Source organism: Magnetospirillum sp. ME-1, from assembly GCF_002105535.1.
In the GTDB taxonomy this organism is placed as follows: domain Bacteria; phylum Pseudomonadota; class Alphaproteobacteria; order Rhodospirillales; family Magnetospirillaceae; genus Phaeospirillum.
Map to the genome: position 1 here is coordinate 4,411,919 of NZ_CP015848.1, position 24,724 is coordinate 4,436,642.

Annotated in this window: 19 protein-coding genes; 6 read left to right on the plus strand and 13 right to left on the minus strand. The window is 67.2% G+C overall.

Annotated elements, in window-relative coordinates; translation table 11 throughout:
• Positions 1-69 precede the first annotated feature (69 nt).
• From WV31_RS20585 to WV31_RS20615, 7 genes are all read right to left on the minus strand, one after another.
• On the minus strand, positions 70-756 hold the full coding sequence (locus tag WV31_RS20585; RefSeq protein ID WP_085375276.1) for a response regulator: 687 nt from the start codon (positions 754-756) through the stop codon (positions 70-72).
• A complete protein-coding gene (locus WV31_RS20590) occupies positions 756-3,443 on the minus strand; it encodes a sensor histidine kinase (protein WP_085375725.1) in 2,688 nt (895 codons plus the stop codon). Before WV31_RS20590 ends, WV31_RS20585 begins: the two co-directional genes overlap by 1 nt.
• A 10-nt stretch (positions 3,444-3,453) precedes the next feature.
• Positions 3,454-4,035: a potassium-transporting ATPase subunit KdpC gene (gene kdpC / locus WV31_RS20595; RefSeq protein WP_168186014.1), complete on the minus strand. Its 582-nt coding sequence runs from the start codon at positions 4,033-4,035 to the stop codon at positions 3,454-3,456.
• Between the two features lie 13 nt (positions 4,036-4,048).
• A complete protein-coding gene (gene kdpB, locus WV31_RS20600; RefSeq protein ID WP_085375278.1) occupies positions 4,049-6,079 on the minus strand; it encodes a potassium-transporting ATPase subunit KdpB in 2,031 nt (676 codons plus the stop codon).
• 8 nt (positions 6,080-6,087) lie between these two features.
• Positions 6,088-7,758 carry a potassium-transporting ATPase subunit KdpA gene (kdpA, locus tag WV31_RS20605; RefSeq protein WP_085375279.1) on the minus strand — a complete coding sequence of 557 codons (1,671 nt, stop codon included), beginning with the start codon at positions 7,756-7,758 and terminating at the stop codon, positions 6,088-6,090.
• 11 nt (positions 7,759-7,769) lie between these two features.
• Positions 7,770-7,871, minus strand: coding sequence for a K(+)-transporting ATPase subunit F (kdpF, locus tag WV31_RS22250; RefSeq protein ID WP_168186015.1), 102 nt, complete (start codon positions 7,869-7,871; stop codon positions 7,770-7,772).
• Positions 7,872-8,318: 447 nt separating this feature from the next.
• Complete coding sequence (locus tag WV31_RS20615; RefSeq protein WP_168186016.1) at positions 8,319-8,654, minus strand: tyrosine-type recombinase/integrase; 336 nt, start codon at positions 8,652-8,654, stop codon at positions 8,319-8,321.
• Between the two features lie 331 nt (positions 8,655-8,985).
• On the opposite strand from WV31_RS20615, the gene WV31_RS20620 reads away from it, so the two are divergent.
• Together WV31_RS20620 and WV31_RS20625 are read left to right on the plus strand one after the other, a co-directional pair.
• A complete protein-coding gene (locus WV31_RS20620; protein ID WP_085375726.1) occupies positions 8,986-9,507 on the plus strand; it encodes a sigma-70 family RNA polymerase sigma factor in 522 nt (173 codons plus the stop codon).
• Positions 9,504-10,142 carry an NrsF family protein gene (locus WV31_RS20625; RefSeq protein WP_085375282.1) on the plus strand — a complete coding sequence of 213 codons (639 nt, stop codon included), beginning with the start codon at positions 9,504-9,506 and terminating at the stop codon, positions 10,140-10,142. Before WV31_RS20620 ends, WV31_RS20625 begins: the two co-directional genes overlap by 4 nt.
• 51 nt (positions 10,143-10,193) lie before the next feature.
• Here the strand turns inward: WV31_RS20625 and WV31_RS20630 are convergent, their stop codons facing one another.
• Positions 10,194-13,532 carry a chemotaxis protein CheB gene (locus WV31_RS20630; RefSeq protein ID WP_168186017.1) on the minus strand — a complete coding sequence of 1,113 codons (3,339 nt, stop codon included), beginning with the start codon at positions 13,530-13,532 and terminating at the stop codon, positions 10,194-10,196.
• A gap of 201 nt (positions 13,533-13,733) precedes the next feature.
• Between WV31_RS20630 and WV31_RS21855 the strand changes: the two genes are divergently transcribed.
• The 4 genes from WV31_RS21855 (at position 13,734) to WV31_RS20660 (ending at position 19,453) form a co-directional block, all read left to right on the plus strand.
• Positions 13,734-15,911, plus strand: coding sequence for a PAS domain-containing sensor histidine kinase (locus WV31_RS21855; RefSeq protein ID WP_168186018.1), 2,178 nt, complete (start codon positions 13,734-13,736; stop codon positions 15,909-15,911).
• A gap of 232 nt (positions 15,912-16,143) precedes the next feature.
• Positions 16,144-17,334, plus strand: coding sequence for an NAD(P)/FAD-dependent oxidoreductase (locus tag WV31_RS20650; protein WP_085375284.1), 1,191 nt, complete (start codon positions 16,144-16,146; stop codon positions 17,332-17,334).
• A 101-nt stretch (positions 17,335-17,435) separates the two neighbouring features.
• The gene (locus WV31_RS20655; protein ID WP_085375285.1) at positions 17,436-19,010 is read left to right on the plus strand and encodes a glycosyltransferase family 39 protein; all 1,575 of its coding nucleotides are present in this window, start codon (positions 17,436-17,438) and stop codon (positions 19,008-19,010) included.
• 65 nt (positions 19,011-19,075) lie between these two features.
• Entirely contained in the window at positions 19,076-19,453 is a 378-nt protein-coding gene (locus WV31_RS20660; protein WP_085375286.1) for a hemerythrin domain-containing protein, read from the plus strand.
• Between the two features lie 57 nt (positions 19,454-19,510).
• On the opposite strand, the gene WV31_RS20665 is transcribed toward WV31_RS20660, so the two are convergent.
• The 5 genes from WV31_RS20665 to hisS form a co-directional block, all read right to left on the minus strand.
• Complete coding sequence (locus WV31_RS20665; protein WP_085375287.1) at positions 19,511-19,966, minus strand: DUF4167 domain-containing protein; 456 nt, start codon at positions 19,964-19,966, stop codon at positions 19,511-19,513.
• Positions 19,967-20,175: 209 nt separating this feature from the next.
• Positions 20,176-21,027 carry a peptide chain release factor N(5)-glutamine methyltransferase gene (gene prmC / locus WV31_RS20670; RefSeq protein ID WP_085375729.1) on the minus strand — a complete coding sequence of 284 codons (852 nt, stop codon included), beginning with the start codon at positions 21,025-21,027 and terminating at the stop codon, positions 20,176-20,178.
• Positions 21,027-22,091 (minus strand): peptide chain release factor 1, encoded by a 1,065-nt coding sequence (gene prfA, locus WV31_RS20675; protein WP_085375288.1) that lies wholly within the window; start codon positions 22,089-22,091, stop codon positions 21,027-21,029. The genes prmC and prfA overlap by 1 nt, the downstream gene beginning before the upstream one ends.
• Before the next feature lie 132 nt (positions 22,092-22,223).
• Positions 22,224-23,471 (minus strand): glutamyl-tRNA reductase, encoded by a 1,248-nt coding sequence (gene hemA / locus WV31_RS20680; RefSeq protein ID WP_085375289.1) that lies wholly within the window; start codon positions 23,469-23,471, stop codon positions 22,224-22,226.
• Between the two features lie 13 nt (positions 23,472-23,484).
• On the minus strand, positions 23,485-24,723 hold the full coding sequence (gene hisS, locus WV31_RS20685; RefSeq protein WP_085375290.1) for a histidine--tRNA ligase: 1,239 nt from the start codon (positions 24,721-24,723) through the stop codon (positions 23,485-23,487).
• Between the last annotated feature and the right edge of the window lies 1 nt (position 24,724).

The window sequence follows — 24,724 nt, forward strand, 5'->3', positions numbered from 1 at the left end:
ATCCCCCGACCTCCCACACCTCCATGGCCTGCACCGTCCACTAGGGTCGACGGCTCAAACGTCTGACCGTCAGGCAAGCGGGTCCAGGCGAAGCCGGTATCCCACCCCCGGATCGGTGACGATCAACCTGGGCCTAGCCGGATCGTCCTCCAGCTTCTGGCGCAGCTGGTTGACGTAGACCCGCAGGTAGGCGGTGTCCTCCACATGGGCCGGCCCCCAGACCTCCTTGAGGATATGCCTGTGGGTCAGCACGTGGTCGGGGTGGCGGGCGAGGAAGGCCAGCAGGTCCCATTCCTTGCGCGACAGGTGGATTTCCGAACCGGCCTTGCTGACCACCAGACGGTCGAGATCGATTCGGAGCGGGCCGCTCTCCACCACCTGTCCCCCGTCCTTGGCCGCGCGGGGGCGAAGCACGGCGCGGACCCGGGCCATCAGCTCGGCGACGCCGAACGGCTTAGCCACGTAATCGTTGGCGCCCCGGTCCAGGGCCTCCACCTTGTCCAGTTCCTGGGCGCGCACCGACAGCACGATGATGGGCAGATCCGAGGTTTCGCGTACCTCGGAGATCACTTCCTGTCCATCCAGGTCGGGCAGGCCGAGGTCGAGGATCAGCAGGTCCGGCTCCCGCTCGCGGATGGCCGCCAGGCCGGCGGCGGCGCAATCCGCCTCGGCCACCTCGTAGCCGTTGGCGGCCAGGGAGATGCGCAGGAACTTGCGGATCTGCGGTTCGTCGTCGACGACCAGGATACGGCTCATCACCCCTCCTCGCCGGCCACATCGGGAGGCTGTGGCAGCGGCAGGCGGATGATGATGGCGGTTCCCGATCCGTGCAAGCCGGCTTCGGCGCGGATGGTGCCGCCATGGGCCTCGACGATGCCGCGGCAGATGGCGAGCCCAAGGCCGGTCCCCGCCGGCTGGCTATCGGCCTGGTTGACCCGGTAGAACATGTCGAACACCTTCTCGCGGTCGGCCTCGGGGATACCCGGCCCCTGGTCGGCCACCTCGATGGAGATATGGTCGGCGGCCTTCCTGGCCCAGACCTTGATGCCGGTGCCGGGCGGCGAATACTTGCAGGCGTTGTCCAGCAGATTGAAGAACACCTGGCCCAGCAGGACGGCATCCACACACAGCAAAGGCATGCCGGGATCGATGTCCACCTTGACGGCATGGGAACGGGTCAGCCGGGCCGCCCGCTCCACCGCGCCGCCGACGATGTCGGACAGGTCGGCCCAGTCGATGCGGGGTTTCAGCGTGCCGCTGCCCAGCCGGGTCATGTCCAGCAGGTTCTGGACGAAGCGGTTCAGGCGTTCGGCTTCGTCCTGGATGGTCTGGGCCAGATCGTGGCGGTTGTCGGCGCTTAAAGCGCCATCATAGCTGATCAGGCTGCTGGCCGCCCCCATGATGGACACCAGCGGCGTCCTCAGGTCGTGGGACAGCGACGACAGCAGGGCCGAGCGCAGACGCTCGCGCTCGGTCACCACCCGCGCCGTCTCGATATCGGCGACCAGGATGGTGCGCTCGATGGCCACCGCCGCCTGATCGGCCAGGGTTTCCAGCAGACGCATCTGGGCCGGGCTGGGCAGGTCGGCGTCCTCGCTCATCTGCACGCCCAGCACGCCCACGGCGCTGCGCCCGGTGCGAAGGGGCAGGAACAGCCACAGGGCCGCGGGCAGGGTCGCGGAACCGCGCCCGGCCGGCTTGCCGTGGACCCAGGCCCAATCGGCGGCGGCGGCGGACTTGTCGTCCAACTGATCCTCGGGCGGGTAGCCGGCGGCGATGCCGAGACGGCCGTCCACCGGCAGCAGCACCAGCGACCGCCCGCGAATGGTGTCGGCCACGTGATGGACCACCGCCCACAGCACGTCGTCCTGGGTGGCCGCCCCCGTCACCTTGCGGCCGAAATCATAGAGATTGGCGGTGCGCCGGGCGCTTTCCCGGCTGGCCCGGACCTGGGCGCGCAGCCGGCTCGCCATGCCCGAGACGATGAAGGCGGCGATCAGGAAGAAGGCCAGGGTCAGCAGGTTTTGCACGTCCGAGACGGCGAAGGTGAAGCGCGGCTCGGTGAAGAAGAAGTTGAAGGCAAGAAAGCTCGCCACCGAGGCCAGAATGCCGGGCCGGAGGCCGAACCGCATGGCTACCATCATCACCGCCAGCAGATAGGCCACCGAAATGCTGGCCACCGGCAGCCACAGGTCGATGGCGAAGCCCAGCCCGGTGGCGGCGGCAGCCCCTACCAGGGCAAGGGCGAGACCCAGCCAGTCCTGGGGTTCGGGCCGCGGCGCCGCCGGCCGCGGCGCCTTGCGGACATCCTCGGCATCGTCGCCGACCACCAGGATGTTGAAGGCCCCTCCCCGCTCGACCAGCCGATCGGTGACGGTGGCGGAGAAGCGGTCCAGCAGCCGCAGCCGCCTGGGGCGCCCAACCACGATCTGTGTGGCGTTACACTCGGCGGCCGATGCCAGGATAGTGGCCACCACGTCGTCACCCTGCAGGTGGGCCGTCTCGCCCCCCAACTGGGCGGCAAGCCGTATGGCGGCGGCGATCCGGTCCTTGTCGGCCTCGGGCAGCGTCAGGGTGTGGGAGGTCTCCACCGTGACCGCCATCCAGGCGGCGCCCCGGCGGTCGGCGGCACGCTTGGCGACCCGGACCAGCCGGTCGGAATCCGTCCGCTCGTCGATGCAGACCATGATGCGCTCGCGCGCCGGCCAGGGACCGGCGATGGCGTTGGTGCGCATGTAGTCGACCATCTGGGCGTCCACCCGCTCGGCGGCATGGCGCAGCGCCATCTCGCGCAGCGCCGTCAGGTTGCCGGGCGAGAAGAAATGGCCGACGGCGCGGCGCGCCTGTTCGGGAACGTAGACCTTGCCCTCGTTCAAACGCTTGATCAGATCCTCGGGCGGCAGGTCGATCAGCTCGATCTCGTCGGCTCCGGCCAGCACGCCATCGGGCAGGGTCTCTCGCACCTTGACGCCGGAAATCCGCTCGACCACGTCGTTCAGGCTTTCCAGGTGCTGGATGTTCAAGGTGGCGTAGACGTTGATACCGGCGGCCAGCACCTCCTCCACGTCCTGCCAGCGCTTGAGGTGGCGCGAACCGGGAACGTTGGTGTGGGCCAGTTCGTCCACCAGGGCGATGGCGGGGCGCCGGCTGATCAGCGCGTCCAGGTCCATCTCGCGGAACTCGCGCCCCCGGTACTCCACCAGACGGGCCGGCAGCACGTCGAGGCCCTTGACCAGGGCCTCGGTCTCCCTGCGGCCATGGGTCTCGACCACCCCCGCCACCACGTCGACGCCGTCCCTGAGGCGTTCATGGGCGGCGCACAGCATGGCATAGGTCTTCCCTACGCCGGGCGCGGCGCCGAGGAAGATCTTCAAGCGCCCACGCCCCTCCCGCCGGGCCTGGGCGAGAAGGGCGTCGGGCGAGGGACGTTGCGGCTCGCTCATGCCGATCACTTCACTTCATGGGCCAGCGCTCGTCCAGAGCCATGTTGAGCTTCAGCACGTTGATGCGGGGTTCGCCCAGAATTCCGGCCTCGCGGCCCTCGGTGAGGCGGGCGATGAGGGCGCGGATTTCCTCCTGGGGGGCCCGGCGGGCATTGGCCACCCTTTTCACCTGCCATGCCGCCGCCGCCGGGGTGATGTGGGGGTCGAGCCCCGAGGCCGAGGCGGTCAGCAGGTCGGCCGGCACCGGATCGGCCTGTCCAGGATGGGCGTCCAGCAGCGCCGCCTTGGCGGCGGCCACCGTGTCGGCCAGGGCCTTGGCGCTGGGGGCGAGGTTGCTGGCCCCGGAATTGGCGGCGTCGTAGGGCTGCTTGGCGGTGGCCGAGGGCCGGCCCCAGAAATAGCCGGCCAAGGTGAAGCTCTGGCCGATCAGCGCCGAGCCCACCACCTTGCCGTCCTTCTCGATCAGGCTTCCCTGCGCCTGCCAGGGGAAGGCGAGATGGGCCAGGGCGCTCACCGCGCCGGGATAGGCGAAGCCGGTGACGGCGGTCAGCGCCGCCAGCAGGGCAAGGGAGGAACGCAGGTCTTTCCACATGGATGTCACTCCGTCAGGCGAGGCCGAGAACGGCCACCGCCATGTCGATCAGCTTGATGCCGGCGAAGGGCGCCACCAGCCCGCCCAGGCCGTAGACGGCCAGGTTGCGCTTCAACAGCGTCTCGGCGTCGGCGGGACGGTAACGCACGCCTCTGAGCGCCAGGGGAATCAGGGCGACGATGATCAGGGCGTTGAAGATGATGGCCGACAGGATGGCGCTCTCGGGGCTGGCCAGCCCCATGACGTTCAGCGCCTGAAGCTGGGGATAGGAGGCCAGGAACAGCGCCGGGATGATGGCGAAGTACTTGGCCACGTCGTTGGCGATGGAGAAGGTGGTCAGCGCGCCCCGGCTCATCAGCAGTTGCTTGCCGATCATCACGATCTCGATCAGCTTGGTGGGATCGCTTTCCAGATCGACCATGTTGCCGGCCTCACGCGCCGCCTGGGTGCCGGTGTTCATGGCAACCCCCACGTCGGCCTGGGCCAAGGCGGGAGCGTCGTTGGAGCCGTCGCCGCACATGGCCACCAGCTTGCCGCCCTGCTGGTGCTCGCGGATCAGCTCCAGCTTCTTTTCCGGCGTCGCCTCGGCCAGGAAGTCGTCCACTCCGGCCTCGGCGGCGATGGCCGCGGCCGTCAACGGGTTGTCACCGGTGATCATCACCGTGCGGATGCCCATGGCGCGGAGCGTGGCGAAGCGTTCGCGGATGCCGGGCTTGACGATGTCCTTCAGGTGGATGACGCCGAGCGCCCGGCCGTTCCTGGCCACCACCAGCGGCGTGCCGCCCGCCTTGGCCACCCTCTCCACCAGCCCCGGCAGGTCGCGCGGGGCGAAATCGGCCACGTGGCGGAGGATGGCGTCGGACGCTCCCTTGCGGATGCTGTCTCCCGACGTGTCCACCCCGCTCATGCGGGTCTGGGCGGAAAAGGGCACGAAGGTCATCTCGGCGACGGGATCGGCAAAGCCGAAGCGCGTCCGGGCCAGGGCGACGATGGACTTGCCCTCGGGCGTCTCGTCGGCCAGCGACGACAGGAAGGCGGCTTCGGCCAGATCGCGCTCGGGGATGCCGGGCAGGACCAGGAACTCGGACGCCTGCCGCGCCCCCAGGGTGATGGTGCCGGTCTTGTCCAGCAGCAGCACGTCGATGTCGCCCGCCGCCTCGACGGCGCGGCCCGACTTGGCGATGACATTGAACCGCACCAGCCGGTCCATGCCGGCGATGCCGATGGCCGACAGCAGCCCGCCGATGGTGGTGGGGATCAGGGTGATGAACAGGGCGATCAGGAACACCATGGGGATGCTGGTTCCCGACCACGAGGCCCAGGCCGGCAGGCTGGCCACCACCACCAGGAAGATCAGGGTCATACCCACCAGCAGGATGGAAAGGGCGATTTCGTTGGGGGTCTTCTGCCGCCTGGCGCCCTCGACCAGGGCGATCATGCGGTCGAGGAAGGTTTCGCCCGGATTGGCGGTGATGCGCACCACGATGCGGTCGGACACCACGCGGGTGCCCCCCGTCACCGCCGAGCGGTCACCACCCGATTCCCGAATCACCGGGGCGGATTCACCGGTGATGGCGCTTTCGTCCACGGTGGCGATGCCGGTCTCCACATCGCCGTCGCCGGGAATGACGTCACCGGTCTCGCAGATCACCAGATCACCGGCCTTGAGACTGGCGGCGGGAACGCTGGTGGGGCCGCTCCCCGACAGGTCGGCGACCTTGCGGGCCACCGCTTCGGACTTGCTCCGCCGCAAGCTGGCGGCCTGGGCCTTGCCGCGTCCCTCGGCAATGGCCTCGGCGAAATTGGCGAACAGCACGGTGAACCACAGCCAGACGCAGATTTGGACGGTGATCCCCACCGAGGCTCCGACGGCGACGTCGCGCAGGGTCAGCACGCTGGCGGCCAGCGACACCAGGGCAGTGGTGAACATGATGGGATTGCGCACCAGTTGGCGCGGACCCAGCTTGATCAGGGCGCCCTTGGCCGCCTGGGCCAGGATGGGGCCGTCGAACAGCGACAGCGCTTGGGGGCGGTGGATGGTCATGGGAGCCTCTAGAACAGGGCGCCGGCGCTAAGCGCCAGATGCTCGACCACCGGGCCGAGGGCGAGGACGGGGAAGTAGGTCAGCCCCCCTACCACCAGGACGATGCCGACCAGCAGGGCGACGAACAGCCGGCCATGGGTGGGAAAGGTGCCGGCCGAAGGGGGCACGGCCTTCTTGGCGGCCAGGGATCCGGCGATGGCCAGCACCGGGATCATGATGACGAAGCGCCCGACCATCATGGCGGCGGCCAGGGTGGCGTTGTAGAACAGGGTGTTGCCCGACAGCCCGCCGAAGGCCGAGCCGTTGTTGTTGCCCGCCGAGGCGAAGGCGTAGAGCACCTCCGACAGCCCGTGGGGCCCGGCGGCGGCGATGCCCGCCTGACCCACCGGCAGGGCGATGGCCAGACCACCCAGGCCCAGCACCGCCAGGGGGCTCGCCAGGATGGCGATCACCGCCAGCTTGATCTCGCGGGCCTCGATCTTCTTGCCCAGGTATTCCGGGGTGCGCCCCACCATCAGCCCGGCGATGAAGACGGTGAGCAGGGCGAACACCAGCATGCCGTAGAGGCCCGAGCCGACGCCGCCCACAACCACCTCGCCCAGCAGCATGTTCACCAGGGGCACCATGCCGGCCAGGGGCAGCAGCGAATCGTGCATGGCGTTGACCGCGCCGCAGGAGGTGGCGGTCGTGACGACGGCGAACAGTATCGAGGCGGCGATGCCCAGGCGCACCTCCTTGCCTTCCATGTTGGCAATGCCGCCCAGCACCGGATTGCCCTGGGATTCGGCCCACCACGCGGCCCCCAGCCCGGCCAGGAACAGCACCATCATGGCGGCCAGCAGCGCCCAGCCCTGACGCGGGTCGCCGACCATACGGCCGAAGGTGTTGGTCAGCGCGGCGCCGATGGCGAAGATCGCCAGCATGTGGATCAGGTTCACCAGGGCGTTGGGGTTCTCGTAAGGATGGGCGGCGTTGGCGTTGAAGAAACCACCGCCATTGGTGCCCAGATGCTTGATCATCATCTGGCTGGCCACCGGCCCCTGGGCGATGACCTGGGAGGCGCCTTCCAGGGTGGTCGCCGTCACCGGGGCGTCGAAGTTCTGCGGCACGCCTTGGCCCACCAGCACCAGAGCGCCCACCAGGCAAAGGGGCAGCAGCAGGCCGAGGGTGACGCGGGTGATGTCCACATAGAAATTACCCACGGTGCGGGTGGAGTGGCGGGCGAAGCCGCGCATCAGCGCCGCCGCCACCGCGATGCCCGCCGCCGCCGACAGGAAGTTATGGACGGCCAGCCCGGCCATCTGGGAGAGATGGCTCATGGTGCTCTCGCCGCCGTAATTCTGCCAGTTGGTGTTGGTGGCGAAGCTGATGGCGGTGTTGAAGGCGAGGTCGGACGGCACCGCCCCCTGGCCGGCGGGATTGAGCGGCAGCAGGTGCTGCAGCCGCAACAGCACGTAGAGGCTGAGCACCCCCAGCAGATGGAAGATCAGCAGCGAGACGGCATAGGCCGCCCAGCCCTGCTCTCGCCCGGCATCAATGCCAAGCAGGCGGAACAGGACCGCCTCCCGGGGGCCGGGGGCCGCCTGGAACAGCCAGGCCATGTAGCGCCCGAGGACCGGCGTGACCGCCAGGACCAGGGCAAAAAACAGCAGAAGCTGGAGAACGCCGTGAGCATCCATGGCCGGAAATCCTAGAACTTGTCAGGACGAGTCAGCACATAGGCCAGGTAGCCGGCCAGGCCGAACACCATGGCGACACCGATCAGCAGACCGAGCAGGTCGTTACCGTGCATGGTGGCGGCGCTCACATATGTTCGCAAGCCCGCACCAGCAGGTGCAGGACGCCGAACATGGATAAGACGGCAAGAATGAGAAGGGCTTCGAGCATGACGGCCTCCCGGCCGATGATGGTCTGGTCGGACTACCATCGCGCCGAACGGCATCAAGGTTCGATACGGAGTTGCGCCAGCGGCGTTTATGGAACGCTTATACCCATGGGACGGATTGCCTTCGACACTAGCCCCCGTCCAAAACCATCCCGTAGTCATTTGATTCTGTTGAGACGTAAATGGCTGTATTCCAACATTTCCGGTCGCCGCAAATTTGCGCCATCTCTTTGAGTTCACAGCACAATCCACCGCCGTCCCACACCTCCATGGTCTGCACGGTGCATTGATTTTTTATCGTTATACCTCAATGCGCTAGCATCATTCGTTACGAATTCGCCCCCTAATCCGTCACTAATTGGCGGGAACGCTGATCCATTCATCGCCGCGCTTGTCGCGGTAAAGCGCCGTCATGTCGGGGGATTTGTGCCCCAGCAGCGCCCGCGCGTTGATGCCCTGCCTGGCATAGAGCCGGGCGGCCGTTGAGCGGATTTCATGGAAGGTGGGCGGCGTCTTGCCCGCCGGCCAGGCCAGGCCGGTCTTGTCGCGGGCCTCGGCGAAGGCGGCGGTGATGGTGTGCAGCCGCAGCTTGTCGCCCGGCTTGGCCCGCCCGGCAAAGGCGGAGTGATGCACCAGATGGCGGGACAGCACCACGTTGAGCGACTCCCCGGAAATCGGACGCTGGATCACCTTCCACAACCACCAGCGGCCTCACGCCACCCATGGTGGAAAGCCCCCCGCCGAGGTCTGCTGGAACACCATCAACCAAACCGATCAGCAGGCCCGCAAAGTAGCTTAAACTTCCCCAAAATCTACCCAACAAACGGGGAGTAGCTCAGTAACCTATTGGCGCCCCACGGCGAACTCCCATCAGGTTCCCGTTGAAGCGAAGGCCATTCCCGCCATGGATATTGCGGCCGACACCACGTTCGAGTCATTGTCAGGCTTGATCGAAAGCAAGGATGGCCGGGCCTTGAGCAGCGGCGAGCAGGCTGAACCCGGCGCCGTTTGGGGCGCCCTGATGGCTGCCGCGCAGGATGGCGATGGCGCGGCCTATGGTCGCCTGCTGAGTGAAATCACCCCCATGCTGCGGCGGATTGTCCGGCGCCGGTGGGGCGACACCGATTGCGAGGATGTGGTTCAGGAGGTCCTGATCTCGCTCCATCGCGTCCGCCACACCTATGACCCGCAACGGCCGTTCATCCCCTGGCTCATGGCCATCGCCCAGTTCCGCGTCGCCGACGCCGCCCGTAAATCGGCACGCCGTACCGTACATGAACGGCCGGAATGGAGTTTCGAATTCGGGCTGCCCGACGTGGCGGCCGAGGAGCAGGACGAGCCGCAGGGAGACCCCCAATTGCTGCGCCGCGCCATCGCCAACCTGCCCGATGGCCAGCGACGTGCCGTCGAACTGCTGAAGTTGGAGGAACGCTCGCTGAAGGAAGCGGCGGCCGAAACGGGCATGAGCGTAGGAGCGTTGAAGGTGGCGGTTCATCGCGGGCTCAAGGCCCTGCGCGCCGCCATGATGGGAACGGAGCGATGATGAGAACCGACGACCTGATCCTGTCCCTGAGCCGAGACGCGCGGCCGGTCCGGCGCCTCGCCCCCCCGTCCCGGCGGGCGCTGCGCTGGTTCGCCGTGGCGGTTCCGGCGGTGGCCGTCATCGCCGTGTTCATGGGATTGCGGGGGGATCTGGGATTACGCATGGCCGAGCCGGCCTTCGTGATCCAGTTGATCGCCTGCGCCGTGACCGCATTGTGCGCAGCCATCGCCGGCCTGACGCTGACCATCCCGGGAACCTCCAGGCGCTGGGCCCTGTTGCCGGTGCCGCCCATGCTGGTATGGCTGGGCGGATTCGGCCGCCAATGCGTCCTCGAATGGCTGTCCCCGGATTCCGGGACCTTATGGAGTGGTCCCCACCTCCATTGCCTGCCGGATATCGCGGTGATCACCGCCATCCCCACGGTGGCGGTGCTGCTGATGCTGCGCCGGGGGGCACACTTCCGCCCGCGGCTGCCGGTCATGCTGGGCGGGCTGGCGGCGGCGGCCCTGGCCCATGGCGGGCTGTCGCTGGCCCATCCCGAGGATGCCGGGTTGCTGACCCTGATCTTTCAGTTCACTGCCGTCGGGCTCCTGGCCCTGGCGTCCCCCAGGGCCGTGACGCGGAGCGCCCCCTGAATCGGGTGGGCCGGGGCTTTTTCGGAACCGTCCGCCCCGTCCGTCAAGGCATCACTCGCCGGAACCAATGATCCGCGAGGCGGGGAAGTGGATGGAGGCGGTGGTGCCCTTGCCCTCGACGCTGTCGATGCCGAGGGTGCCGCCATGCAGTTCCATCAGCGATTTCGAAATGGGCAGGCCGAGACCGACACCTTCCCGCTCGCGGCGCAGGACCCGCTGGCCGCCCTGCTCGAAGGGCATCAGTACCCGCTCCAGATCGGCGGCGCTGATGCCGATGCCGGTATCGCGCACCCAGATGGTCACGCCGCTTTGCTCGATGGCGGCGGTCAGGGCGACCGAGCCGCCGGCCCCGGTGAATTTGAGGGCGTTGCCCAGCAGATTGATCAGAACCCTATGGATGGCCGTCAGGTCGCCGCGCAACTGGGGCAGGTCGGGCGGAACCGAGGCCGTCAGCGTGATGCCGCTCTCCTCGGCCTGGGAGTGCAGCAGGCGCATGGAACTGGTGATGACGTCGTGCAGATTGACTGCGGTCTCGCGCATGGTGACGCGCCCCGCCTCGATCACCGACATTTCGAGAATCTGATTGATCAATGACAGCAGGTGCTGGCCGCTGTTGACGATGGTCTCGATGTATTCCTTGTAGCGCTCATTGCCGATTTCGCCCCACATCTCGTCGGCCATGATCTGGGCGAAGCCCAGCACCGCATTGAGGGGGGTCCGCAGTTCGTGGCTCATATTGCCCAGGAACTCCGACTTGGCCCGGTTGGCGGCTTCGGCCACCTCCTTGGCGTCCTTCAGATCCTCCTGGGCGGTCTGCAGCGACTGGATGGTGTCTTCCAGATTCCGCTGGGTCGTGCGGATCACGGTTTCGTCCAGGAAGGTCAGGATGGCTCCCGCCGTCTCTTCCCGCAGGTCGCGATAGGGCACGATGCCGATACGATAGATCCGGCCATCGATCTCCATGATCTCTTCATGCGCCAGTCCGCTGGAGACCACGGTCATCAGCATGCCGCGCAGATCCTTGATGTGGAACTGGCTGGGCACGGCGGTGATCAGCTGGCCGGTATCGGACGGCAGCAATCCGAACAGCCGGGCCGCCTGGGGGGTGAAGCGGGTGATGCGCAACCCCTTGTCCACCACCAGCATGGGGAAGCCCACATTGTCCTGGATGTTCTGCAGATCGGCGTTGGCGGCCCCCAGCTCACTGGTGCGGACCTGCAGTTCCTCGTTGACGGTGGTCAGTTCCTCGTTGGTGGATTGCAGTTCCTCGTTCGACGTCTCCAACTCCTCGTTGGAGGATTGCAGTTCCTCGTTGGCGGCCTGCATTTCCTCGTTGAGGGCCTGAAGCTCCTCGTTGGAGGTTTCCAGTTCCTCCACCACCGTCTGGAGATGCTCGCGCGTGGCGATAAGCTCCTGCTCCAGCTCGATCAGGCGGATATCGTTGCCGAGCGATGCCGGCAGCTCCGCGGAAGAGCCCTCCGCCACCGCATCGATCTTCTCGCAACTGGCCAGGAAGATGCCTTCGCTGATGCCCTCGGCGGGAAGGGGGCGGATCACCAGCCGGGCCAGGATGTCGCCATCGCGGGTGCGCAGCTGCCGCTTGGTTCCCATGGCGACGGCCCCGGATTCCTTGGCCCGGTGGACCAGGGCGCGCAGGTCGATACGGAAGTCGTCGGCGATCAGCTTGCCCAAATTCTGGTTGGGCCGCCCCTGGGGAAAGCGGACAAAGGCGTCCACGTCCCCATGGTAGTACAGAATGTCGAGATTCTCGTTGATGGCCACGCTGGGGGGCATGCAGGCGGCGACGAAGCCGTCGCGCACCAGATTCTCGATGGATGTGCCGCCCAGGGGCAGAATGGTGTCGTGGGTGTCGGACAACTTCGGACGGAAGGCGCCGAAGACCGGATTGGCGGTGCGCGGCCCGCCCATGCGCTTTTGAAAGATCTTGGACGTGGTCTTGATGGCGCGGAACAGGTCGGCGCAATGTCCCACGGATTCCGATTTGCCCAGAAACAGATGGCCGTCGGAATTGAGGGCGTAGTGAAAGACCTGGAACACCCGGTCCTGAAGGTCGGAGTTGAAGTAGATCAGAACGTTGCGGCAGCTGACGATGTCCACCTTGACGAAGGGCGGGTCCTTGATCAGGTCCTGGCGGGCGAACACCACCATCTCGCGGATGGGCTTCTTGATCTGGTAGTGCGGCCCCAGGGCATCGAAGTATTTCGACACATAGGCCTTGTCCAGCGCCTCGACCGTGGAGGCGGAATAGCTTCCCTTGCGGGCGTGGCGCATGGCGTCCAGGTCGATATCCGTGGCGAAGACCTGAATCTTGTAGGACCGGACGGAATCGCCCAGCAGGTCGGTCAGCATCATGGCGAAGGAATAGGCCTCCTCGCCCGTGGCGCAGGCGGGAACCCAGATGCGGATGCTGTCACCGGGCCGCTTGGTCTGCAGCAACCCGGCCAGGATCGTCTTGATGTCCTCGAACGCCTTGGTGTCGCGGAAGAACGAGGTGACGGAAATCAGGATGTCCTTGCACAGCAGGTCCAGTTCCGGCGGATGGCGCCGGACGAACTCCAGATAGGCGTCCAGGCTTTCGATCCGGTTGGCGGCCATGCGCCGTTCCAGGCGGCGGCGCACGGTATTCAGCTTGTACTGGGCGAAGTCCACATCGGTATGCTTCCTGACCAGCAGGAAGATTTCGGTGATGGTGTCCTTGGTCTTGGATTCCTCGGATTTCTGATTGACCACCGGCCGGGGAAAGCGGGAGATGGAGGCCAGTTCCGGACCGATGCCGTCGGGCGGCAAGGTCTGGTCCACGCAGCCGGAATCGATGGCGGCCTTGGGCATGCCGTCATATTTGGCGGTCTCGGGGTCCTGGGCCACGGTCAGGCCGCCGCTGGCCTTGATGGCGCGCATGCCGTGCGCCCCGTCGCTGCCGGTTCCCGACAGGATCACGCCGATGGCGTGCTGGCCGCGGTCCTCGGCCAGAGACGCGAAGAACCCGTCCACCGAGGGCTTGGGCCCCAGAGGCGCCGAAGGCTCGCGCAGCCAGAGGGAGGAATTCTTGATCCGCACGTCCTTGTTGGGCGGCGTGATGTAGATGGTATTGGGCTGAAGGCTGGTGCCGTCCTTGATCTCCTCCACCGGCAGCTTGGTCTCGCGCGCCAGCAGCTGGACCATCATGCTGCGATAGGCGGGCGACAGATGCTGGACGATGACATAGGCCATGTTGGCATCATCGGGCAGATTGGCCACGAAGGGCCGCAGGGCCTCGAGGCCGCCGGCCGAGGCGCCGATGCCCACGACATACAGATTGCTGCGCTTGGACCGCGTCTTCTTGGAGATTTCGCCATCGCCGTTCAGCCTGGCCTTGGCGTCCTGGGGCATTCCATCTTGCACAACCGGCTTCCGCGCCATCCCACCCCCTCGATCCAACGCCCGTTGGATGCGCCGCATTTAAATCTGGCCTGCCTTCCAAACGACATTATAATCTCAACTGTCGGATGGCCAATACAAAGTCGCACGCCCCCTGTGTATTGCTTTTGTCCAGATGGCTTAACCCAATCAAGACACAGGCTGCCTATGCAGATGCCCGAGGAGAAAGGCAAGACCGGGACGCCGAGAACCAAGGCGCAGCTGGAAGCCGAGAATGCGGCCCTGGTCCGCGAGATCGCCGCCCTGCGCCGTCGCGCGGCCACCCCGGGGGCGGAAAGCCAGCAGCAGATGGCGGAAACCCTGCACAATCTTCGCGTCCACCAGGAAGAGCTCAGAGCCCAGAACGAGGAGCTTCACCTGGCCCAGGGCCATATCGAAAAGGTCAGCACCCGCTATCGGGACCTGTTTGAATATTCTCCCATCGGCTACTTCATCATCGATGGAAACGCCGTCGTGACGGATGCCAACATCGCCGGCATGGGCATGCTGGGCCGCACCAAAGGACGCATCACCGGCAAACCGTTCCTGCTGTTCGTGGACAAGAAAAGCCGCAAGGACCTGGACGACCATTTCGCCCGGGTGAGAGCCGGCCACCGCGCCAGCAGCGAGCTCTGGCTGGCGCCCGAGGCACACCCGGCTTTCCCGGTCATTCTGGAAAGCGTCCGCCTGAGCGATGGATGGGGCGACCATTGGCAATGCCTGACCACCGCCATGGACATCACCGATCGCAAGCGGGCGGAACAGGCCCTGCGCGAGTCGGAAATCCGCTTCCGGGCCATTTTCGAGCAAAGCCCCCTGGCCATCCAGATCGTCGACAGCAATGCGGCGCCGGTGATGTCCAACCGGGCCTGGGTGCGCATGTGGGGAGCGCAGTCCCCCCTTCCCGCCGCAACCGGCGGACATCCGGTCCTGAACAGGCTTGGCGCCGAAAGCCTGCTCACCGAGGGACTGGCGGGACGCAGCCAGGAAATTCCCGCCATCCACCTGGCCGCCGAGGATGGCTCCGGCGAAGACCGCTGGGTTCACAGCCATGCCTATCCCATTCACGGGCTGGACAATTCCATTCCCGAAGTGGTTCTGGTTCACGAAGACATCACCCCGCGCATGCGGGTCGAACTGGCCCTGAGCGAGCAGACGGCCGCGCTGCGCCGCCAGTACGAGAATCTGCGCATCCTGAGCGAGATCATGGCGCTGCCGGCCTCCACGGCGGCGCAGAAGCTCGCCGACGCCCTCGGATTGGGGTGCCGGCACCTGGGCCTGGGCTCGGGAATGATCAGCCGGGTCGACGGCGGCCGCTTCACCGTCGAGCACTACTATTGCGCCCTGGGCAAGACCTCGCTGGCGGGATCGGTGTTCAGCCTGGCCAGCACCAATTGCAGCCTGGTGATGGCGCAAGACGACGTGGTCGCCATTGCCCATTGGGGACAATCACCCCATGCCGATCACCCCTGCTACAAGGAGCACGGCCTGGAAAGCTATGTGGGCGCGCCCATCCGGGTCCGCGGCAATGTCTACGGCACGGTGAACTTCAATTCCCCGGACCCAAGCCCGCGTGAGTTCGATGACGGCGACCGCGAGTTCATGCGGCTGCTGGCCCGCTGGATCGGCGCCGTGCTGGAGGAAGACGGCATCCGCCGCGAGCTTGCCCGGTCCAATGCGGATCTGGAGCAATTCGCCTATATCGCCTCCCACGACCTGCGCTCGCCCCTTCGCCAGGTCTCCAGCTATGTCTCCCTGCTGTTGCGCCGCTATGGCGAGAAGCTGGACGCCGACGCCCGCGAGTTCATCGCCTTCGCCCATGACGGCGCGGTGCGCATGGATCATCTGGTGGTCGACCTGCTGGAGTTCTCGCGCATCGGCCGCGACGCCAAGCCCATGGAACCGGTTTCCCTGACCGATGTGGTGAACGAGGCCTGCGCCAACCTCCATTCCAGCATCGCCGACGCCAATGGTCTGGTGGAGATCCCGGCCCCCCTTCCCATGGTCAAGGGCGCCCCCCTCGATCTGGTCCGCCTGTTCCAGAATCTCATCGGCAACGCCATCAAATACCGCCTGCCGGACCGTCCGCCCGTGGTGACGGTCACCGCCTCGGCCCGCGCCATGACCCAGGTGATAACCATCCGGGACAACGGCATCGGCATCGACCCGGTCTATCACGATACCATCTTCGGTGTATTCAAGCGGCTTCACACCCCCGACAAGTACGAGGGAACCGGCATCGGCCTCGCGATCTGCAAGAAGATCGTCGATCAGCATCACGGTCGGATCTGGGTGGAATCAAGGACCGGCGAAGGCACCGCCTTCCACGTGGAGCTTCCCGGCGACAACTGATACCAAAGGGCCGCGCCGGTGGCGTCGGAGCGGGCCTTGAGGTAGGTATTGCGCGATGGCCGAGATCGCCGTCCTCCTGGGGATTGACGGGCCAGAGCGGCCGGCTTGACGCCGGAATACGACAGGAAGCATCGACAGACGGCATGATCAGGCACGGACATCCCGCCATTTTCCCGAATTTTCTCCGCCCATCGCGGGAGTGTTCACCGCCCCCATCGAGGGGTGACGGCCCATGACCGCCGTGGTGATCGGCGCCGGTCCCGCCGGTCTGATGGCCGCCGAGGTGATGGCGAAGCAGGGCGTCGCGGTCCAGGTGTTCGACGCCATGCCCTCGCCGGGGCGCAAGTTCCTGCTGGCCGGCAAGGGCGGACTGAACCTCACCCATTCCGAACCGTCTGAGCGTTTCATCGCCCGCTATGGCGCCGCCGCCGGGTTCATGGCACCGCTGTTGGCCGAGTTCGGACCGGACCACCTGCGCGCCTGGGCCGAGGGGCTGGGGATCGAGACCTTCGTCGGTTCGTCGGGCCGGGTGTTTCCCGCCGAGATGAAGGCCGCGCCGCTGCTGCGCGCCTGGATGCGCCGCCTGCGGGGGCTGGGCGTCATCCTTCACCCCCGCCGCCGCTGGCTGGGCTGGGACGCGGCCGGGCGCCTGCGCTTCGCCGGGCCGGATGGTGAGGAAACGGTCGAAGCCAGGGTCTGCGTCCTGGCGCTGGGCGGGGCGTCCTGGCCACATCTGGGCTCGGATGGCGGCTGGGTTCCGCTGCTGGCCGCCAGGGGGGTCGAGGTCACCCCGCTCAGGCCCGCCAATTGCGGCTTCGACCTGGGCTGGAGCGCCCCCTTCGCCCAACGCTTCGCCGGCAGCCGCACCGGCACGGTGGAGTTGTCCTTCGCCGGACAAAGGCGGCGGGGAGAAATCACCCTCACCGCCACCGGAATCGAAGGTGGCGCCGTCTACGGCCTGGCGGCCCAATTGCGCGACAGCCTGGAATCCTCGGGCGAGGCGGTGCTGCACGTGGACCTGATGCCCGATTGGAGCGCCGGACGGGTGGCGGCGGCCCTGGCCCGTCCGCGCGGCTCCCGGTCGCTGTCCACCTTCCTGAAAAAGGCCCTGCCCCTGTCGGCCGCCGCCCTTGGCCTGCTGCGCGAAGCCGCCCCGGCCACCGAGCCCTCGGCGACGCTGATCAAGGCCCTGCCCCTGCGCCTGCTGCGCCCCCGCCCCCTGGCCGAAGCCATCTCCACCGCCGGGGGAATCGCCCTGGACCAGCTGGACGGAAATTTGATGCTCGAAGGCCTGCCGGGGACCTTCGCGGCCGGCGAAATGCTGGATTGGGAGGCCCCCACCGGCGGATATCTGCTCACCGGCTGCTTCGCCACCGGCTATCGGGCCGGCCGGGCCGCGGCCCGGCAATGTAACTCAGTGTAACAGACTCACCGATTTTGCTTCTGCCTCCCAACTCGACTGAGGTAGGGTGGGGCCAATCCTGTAGGGGTGCCCTCATTCATAAGTTATCAGCGGCATAATTGATGGGTCTGTCGCTCGACATCGCCAGATCGGAACGCAAGCTTGCCATCGGGGTCAAAGCCCTTCTGGCCTTGTCGTTCTGCCTCTATGCCCTGACCTGGGTCGGCCTGCCGCTGGCGGTCAATACCACTCTTAATCGCGACACCATTCAGATTGTCTACTGGGGAATGGAGTGGCAGGCCGGCTACTTCAAGCATCCGCCGCTGATCAGCTGGATGACCGAGATCGCCTTCAAGCTGTTCGGGGCGTCGGACGGCGTGGCCTACGGCCTGGGAGTCGCGGTGATGCTGGCCTCGTTCGCCTGCGTCCACCGGCTGGCGCGCTGCTACCTGGACCCCGCCGGCGCCGCCCTGGCCGTGGTGACCTTGCCGGTGCTGGGCTACTACAGCTACGTCGTCCCCCATTTCAATCATAACATCCTGCTCAACCTGCCGTGGTGCGCCGGCATCTGGCTGGCCTATCTCGCCATCGAGGAACGGCGGAACTGGGCATGGCCGCTGCTGGGGCTGACGCTGGGCTTGGGGATCCTCGCCAAGTACACCATCCTGATCCTGCCGCTGCTGCTGCTGGCCCATGTTCTGGTGACGCCGGAACACCGCTGGGTGCTCCGCTCGCCGCGCGCCTGGGTCGCGGTGGGGCTGTGCCTGGCCGTCGCCGCCCCCCATGCCCAGTGGGTGCTGACCCACGATCTGGGGCCGCTGCGCTACCTGTCCAGCGGCGCCGGCCTCAGCAACGAAAGCTTCCTCGAGCGCCATCTGGTCAACCCGATCGGGGCGCTGCTGATCATGGCCGGCATGTGCGCCTCACTGCTGATCGCCCTGGTGGGCGGCCTGGGACTGCCCCGGCTGCAACGGCGTCAGCTGTGCCGCCGGGACCGCTTCCTGCTGATGATGAGCCTCGGCCCCGTGATGCTGGTGATCCTGCTGTCGGCCATCACCGGCGGGGCCATGCGGGTGGAATGGGCGTCATCCTTCTTCCTGCCCCTTCCGCTGCTGCTGCTGCATCTGTTCTATCCCGTGCCCACGCCGTGGCGGATCAACCGCCTGCTGGCCTGGACCAGCGGCCTGATGGTGGCCATGGCGGCCACCTATGTGCTGATCTTCACCGGCATCATCGCCGACATGGACGAGGGCAAGTGGTCGCGTTTCCCGGCCAAGCCCCTGGGTGACGCCGCCGCCGACGGCTGGGGCCAGGTTTGCCACGGCCCCGTGCCGGTGATCATCGGCGACGCCTGGCTGGGCGGAACCGCCTCTCTCAAATTGCCCGAGCGCCCCCGGGTCTACAGCGAGGCCGACCCCAAGATGGCGCCCTGGCTGTCCGACGAGGACATCCGCCGCACCGGCGCCCTGATCCTGTGGGACCAGGCCCTGGATGGACGCTATCGCGACATCGACCACCAGGATGCGCCCCGGCCGGGCGAGCCCCTGGACTGGTTCCCGGGCATTGCCGCCCTGGAAGCCCGCTTCGGCCCCATCATCACCTTACCCGACGTCACGCTGTACTATCCCGGCCCGGTCCATGAAGCCCCGGTCCTGCTCGGCCGGGCGGTCGTCCCGCCGGCCGCCCCCTGCCGCTAGACCATCTGGAATTTCCGACCGCCCATCCCCAGATTGGAACCAGTGCAATCAGGGGAGACTCCGCCATGCCCACCTGGGATTACGATGATTGCGACCCGGTGATCGAGGCCGAGCACACGCGCCTTTACCGCATGATGAACCGGCTGGAGCCGGTCATCGTCGAAGGCCGGAGCGAGGCCAAGGTGGCGCGCGCCATCCACATGCTGCAAGAACGCATGGCCGACCATTTCCAGATGGAAGAGGAACTGTTCATCACCGCCGACTGGGCGTCGCGCCAGGTGATGATCCGCGATCACCGCGATTTGTTGAGCATGCTGGCCGCCCTGGCGGACATTCCGCCCCATGACGGCGAGGCGCGGCGCAGGCTGTTCACCGATTTCCTGGAAGCGCTGACGCGCCACGACAACGACGTGGACGCGCCGCTCTTTTCACGCAGGCACTGAAGGCAGGGCCATTCCGGGACAAGGCCGCTCGAGGCCCCTGTCCCGGCCTGTGTCCGCTCAGCCCTCGGCGGGCTCGACCGGCATGACCACGTCGGGCTGCTCGCCCTCGCCCGGCACCGGGGCCTGGGTCTGCTGGCGGGCCTGGTTCTCCCCGCTGCCGTCCTCCTCACCCTCGGCGCCCATGGACTGATCCTCGGCGGGGGTGGGCATCTGCTGGCGCGGACGGCCGTTGTTCTGATTCTGGGCGTTGATCACCCGGAAATAGTGCTCGGCGTGCTGGTAGTAATTCTCGGCGGCGACCCGATCGCCCTGGGATGAGGCGTCGCGGGCCAGCGACAGGTACTTCTCCAGCACCTGATGGGCGTTGCCGCGAATGCGGCCCTCGGGGCCGTTGCTGTCGAACACCTGATTACGGTTGGGAATTCCACCGCCACCGCCGCCGCCGCCGCCGCCGTGCTTCTTGCCGCCGCCCCCATTGGGTCCCCGTCCACGGGAACGCTGCTTGGGATTCAAAGAAGACCTGCCTTCATGGTTCACGAGTGCTCTCCGTTAGAGGCTTCCCCGCCGGCATCGCTGCACGGCCAGTCCGCGTCCGAAATCGGGGCGGCGATGGGGGAGTTCACGGCGCTGAACCAGGGCGGAGCGAAAGGCTCGACGAGACCCCCGGTTCGAAAGGGCGCGCGTGGGGCAACACTAGTCGCCGCCGGCCCGTATTCCAACAATTATTTTATGCGCCGCACCATGACGCAGCGTTCGACGCCGCCCAGGTCGCGCCGGGTGGTTGCGCCGGCAAGCCCCGCCGCCGCCAGCAGGGCGGAAACGTCGGCGGCTTGCCCCGCCCCCACCTCCAGGGCGGCGATTCCGCCGGGCGCCAGCAGACGGGCCATATGGGGGATCAGCCGGCGGTAGCAGTCGAGACCGTCGGGCCCGCCGGCCAGGGCCGAGCGCGGCTCGAAGCGCGCCACTTCCGGCTCCAGTCCGTCGATGTCGCCATCGGGAATGTAGGGGGGATTGGAAAGGATGACGTCGAAGGCCCCGTCCAAGCCCGCCCCCCAATCACCCAGACGGAACTCGGCGCGGGCCGCCAGACCCAGTGCCTGGGCATTGCGCTCCGCCACCGCCAGGGCGGCCGGACTGGCGTCGATGCCGAGGCCGGTGGCGTGCCCCAGCTCCGACAGCAGGGTCAGCAGGATGCAGCCCGAACCGGTGCCGAAATCCAGCAATCGCCGGGGCCGCCCCTTGTCGTCCAGGGCGGCCAGCACAGCTTCGATCAGGGTCTCGGTGTCGGGGCGCGGGTCCAGGGTGTCGGCGGTCACCTGGAATTCCAGCGTCCAGAATCCCCGCCGCCCCAGGATATGGGACATGGGCTCGCGGGCCAGCCGGCGTTCCAGCATGGCGGCGAGGCGGGCGCTCTCCCCGCCGTTCAGTTCGGCATGATGGGAGGCGGGAAGGCGGCGCATCTCGACGCCCAGCACCTCGGCCACCATCAGGCGGGCGTCGTAATGGGCGGTGTCGATGCCCACCGCCGCCAGACGCTGGGCGGCGGCGTTGATGGTCTGGCCCGCAGTGGCCATCATTCCATCTCGGCCAGGCGTTCGGCCTGATCGGCGGCCACCAGGGCTTCCACCAGTTCGTCCAGGGCGTCGCCGCTCATCACCGCATCGATCTTGTACAGCGTCATGTTGATGCGGTGGTCGGTGACGCGGCCTTGCGGGAAGTTGTAGGTGCGGATGCGTTCCGAACGGTCGCCCGAGCCCACCTGGCTCTTGCGGGCAGCGGCGCGCTCGGCGTCCTTGGCCGCACGCTCGCGCTCGTACAGCCGGGCGCGCAGCAGCTTCAAGGCGGTGGCCTTGTTCTTGTGCTGGCTCTTTTCCTGCTGGCAGGCCACGGCGAGACCGGTGGGAATGTGGGTGACGCGCACCGCCGAATCGGTGGTGTTGACCGACTGCCCGCCCGAGCCCTGGGAGCGGTAGACGTCGAAGCGCAGATCGGAATCGTTGAGCTGGATGTCCACCTCCTCGGCTTCCGGCATGATGGCCACGGTGGCGGCGGAGGTATGAATGCGGCCCTGGGATTCGGTGGCGGGCACCCGCTGCACCCGATGGACGCCGGATTCGAACTTGAGCCGCGCGAAGACGTTGCGGCCGGTAATGGTGGCCGACGCCTCCTTGACGCCGCCGATGCCGGTGTCGTTGACGTCCATCACCTCGAAGCGCCAGCCGTGCAAGCCGGCATAGCGCTCGTACATGCGAAACAGCTCGGCGGCGAACAGGGCCGCCTCCTCGCCGCCGGTGCCGGCACGGACCTCGATGATGGCGTTCTTCTCGTCCGCCTCGTCCTTGGGCAGCAGCATGATCTGGACGTCCCGCTCCAGCGCGGGCAGCCGCTCCTTCAAGGAGTAGAACTCCTCCTCGGCCAGATCCTTCATGTCCGGGTCGTTCATCATCTCGGCGGCCTGGACCATGTCTTCCCGCGCCTTGCGGAAGGCCTGGATGGCGGCCACCACCGGGTCCAGCTCGGACAGCTCCTTGGACAGGCGCTGGATGGTCTGGGAATCCATCCCGTCGCCCGAGGACAATTGCGCCCGGACCTCGTCGTGGCGATACAGCACCTTGTCGAATTGCGGTTCGAGATTCATCCGGCAACCTTCGTCAATGTCATCCCGACGACCATCGGGAGGAGGGATCTCAGTCTGATCCGTCGGTTCAATGTCGGCACCTTGCCATCAAGCGGAGATTCCTCGCTCCGCTCGGAATGACAAGACTCTTTTCTACTCATCCAGGCGGAACAGGGTCCGCAGCGTCTTTTCCATGGCGCGCCACTCGGCGCCTTCGGAGGCGATGTCCTTCATGGCCTCGCTGGGCGCGTGCAGCAGCCGGTTGACCAGCAGCCTCGTCGCCTCGGCGGCGTCATTGCCGGCTTCAGCCAGCGCCTGTTCACGGACTTCGTCGAAGCGGGCGCGAAGGGCGACGATGGCGGGCACCGCGGCCCGCGCCGCCCGGCCCCGCAGGAAGGCCTGGGCCTCGGCCTCGACGATATCGCGCGCCGCACGCGCCGCGGCCTCGCGGGTGGCGCGGCCTTCCAGCGCCACCTTCTCCAGGTCGGCCAGATCGTAGAGAAAGGCGCCGTCCACCCGGTTCACCGCCGGCTCGATGTCGCCGGGAATGCCGGCATCCACCAGGAAGACCGGCTTTCTGCGGCGCTTCTTCAGCGCGTTGGTCACCATCTCGGCGGTGACCGACACGGTGCGCGCGCCGACGCAGGTCAGCACCACGTCGAACGAGGCCAGGGATTCGCGCAATTCCTCGAAGGCCAGCACATGGCCGTCCAGCGACTTCGCCACCGCCTCGGCGCGGGCGGCCCGCGGCGCGGTGACCGAGATGTCCTTCAACCCGGCGGCCAGCAGGCTTTCCGCCACCAATTCGCCCATCTCGCCGGTGCCCACCAGCAGGACGCGCAAGCCCCCCAGATCGCCATGCAGGTCGCGGGCGGTCTGGACGGCGGCCGCCGCGATGCTGACCGGTCCCTCGCCGATGGAGGTCTCGCTGCGCACCCGTTTGGCCACGGCGAAGGCGGCCTGGAGGAAGTGGTCCAGCTCGCCGCCGCAGCACCCGGCATCGCGGGCCAGCCGGTGGGCGGCCTTGACCTGGCCGGTGACATGGGGCTCGCCGATCACCAGGGAATCCAGCGAGGCGGTGACGGTGAAGCCATGGCGCACGGCATCGCCGCCCGACAGGGTGTAGAGATGGGCCGCAAGGGTTGCGGGCTCCAGCCCGGCCCGGGCGGCCAGGGCCTCGCCCACCAGCCGGGCGGCATGGGCGGGGTCCATGTCCTCGGCCCAAACCTCCACCCGGTCGCAGGTGGCCAGCACCAGGGCCTCGGCCAGCCCGGCCCGCTTCACCCCCTCGAGGAAGGCGGGGGCCGAAGCGTCATCGACGAACAGCGCATCGCGCAGGGACAGCGACGCCGACCGATGGTTGGCGCCGACGACGACCAGACGATGCGCGGACCCACTCACCCCCGAAGCCCCGCTACGACTTGCGGCCGAGGTAATCCTCCAGCTGCGCCAGCGGCACCTCGTCCTGGGTGGAAGCGTCCAGGTCGCGAATGGTGATTGCGGCCCGCGCCGCCTCCTCCTCGCCCAGGATCACGGCGAAGCGGGCATTGACCTTGGCAGCCCGCGCCATGCGCTTCTTCATGTTGCCGGAAAAGCCCATCTCGACGCTGCGACCCGTGCGGCGAAGACGCTCGGCCACCACCAGGGCGGCCATGGCATCGCCCATGGGAATGACGCTGATGGGGCGGATTTCGTCGGCCACCTCGCCTACCAGCATGGACAGGCGCTCGACGCCGGCGGCCCAGCCGATGCCCGGGGTGCGCGCGCCTCCCATGGTGGCGATCAGCTCGTCATAGCGGCCACCGGCCAGCACGGTGCCCTGCGAGCCCAGCTCGGTGGTGGTGAACTCGAAGGCGGTATGGCAGTAGTAATCCAGGCCGCGCACCAGCTTAGGGTTAATGATGAACGGAATGCCCAGCGCGTGCAGCCCGTCGGTCACCTGGGTGAAGAACTCGCGGGCGGCGGGCGACAGCGAGTCGGTCATCAGCGGCGCGTTCTCGACGATGCGGCGGTCGCCCTCGTCCTTGGAATCCAGGATGCGCAGCGGATTGCGTTCCAGCCGGTTGCGGCTGTCCTCGGACAGCGAGGCGCGAAAACCCGACAGATAGGCCACTAGGGTGTTGCGGTAGGCCTCGCGGCTTTCGGCGTCACCCAGGGTGTTGATCTCGAGCCGCACCTTGGACGCCAGGCCCAGTTCGGACAGCACCCGCCAGGCCAGGGCGATGACCTCGATGTCGGCCAGCGGCGATTCGACGCCCAGCAGTTCGACACCCACCTGATGGAACTGGCGCAGACGCCCCTTCTGGGGGCGCTCGTGGCGGAACATGGGGCCGCGGTAGAACAATTTCAGCGGCAGCGACTGCGCCAGCCCGCCCGAGATGAAGGCCCGCGCCACGCCGGCGGTGCCCTCGGGACGCAGCGTGATGGATTCGCCCGAACGGTCGGCGAAGGTGTACATCTCCTTGGTCACCACGTCCGAGGTCTCGCCCAGGGTGCGGGCGAACACGTCGGTGAACTCGAAGATGGGGGTCATGATCTCGCCGAAGCCGTAGCGCCGGGCGGCGGAGAAGGCGATCTCCTCCATCTTGCGGTGACGGCGGGACTCGTCGGGCAGCAGATCGTGGGTGCCGCGAACCGGTTGCAGGCTGGACAAA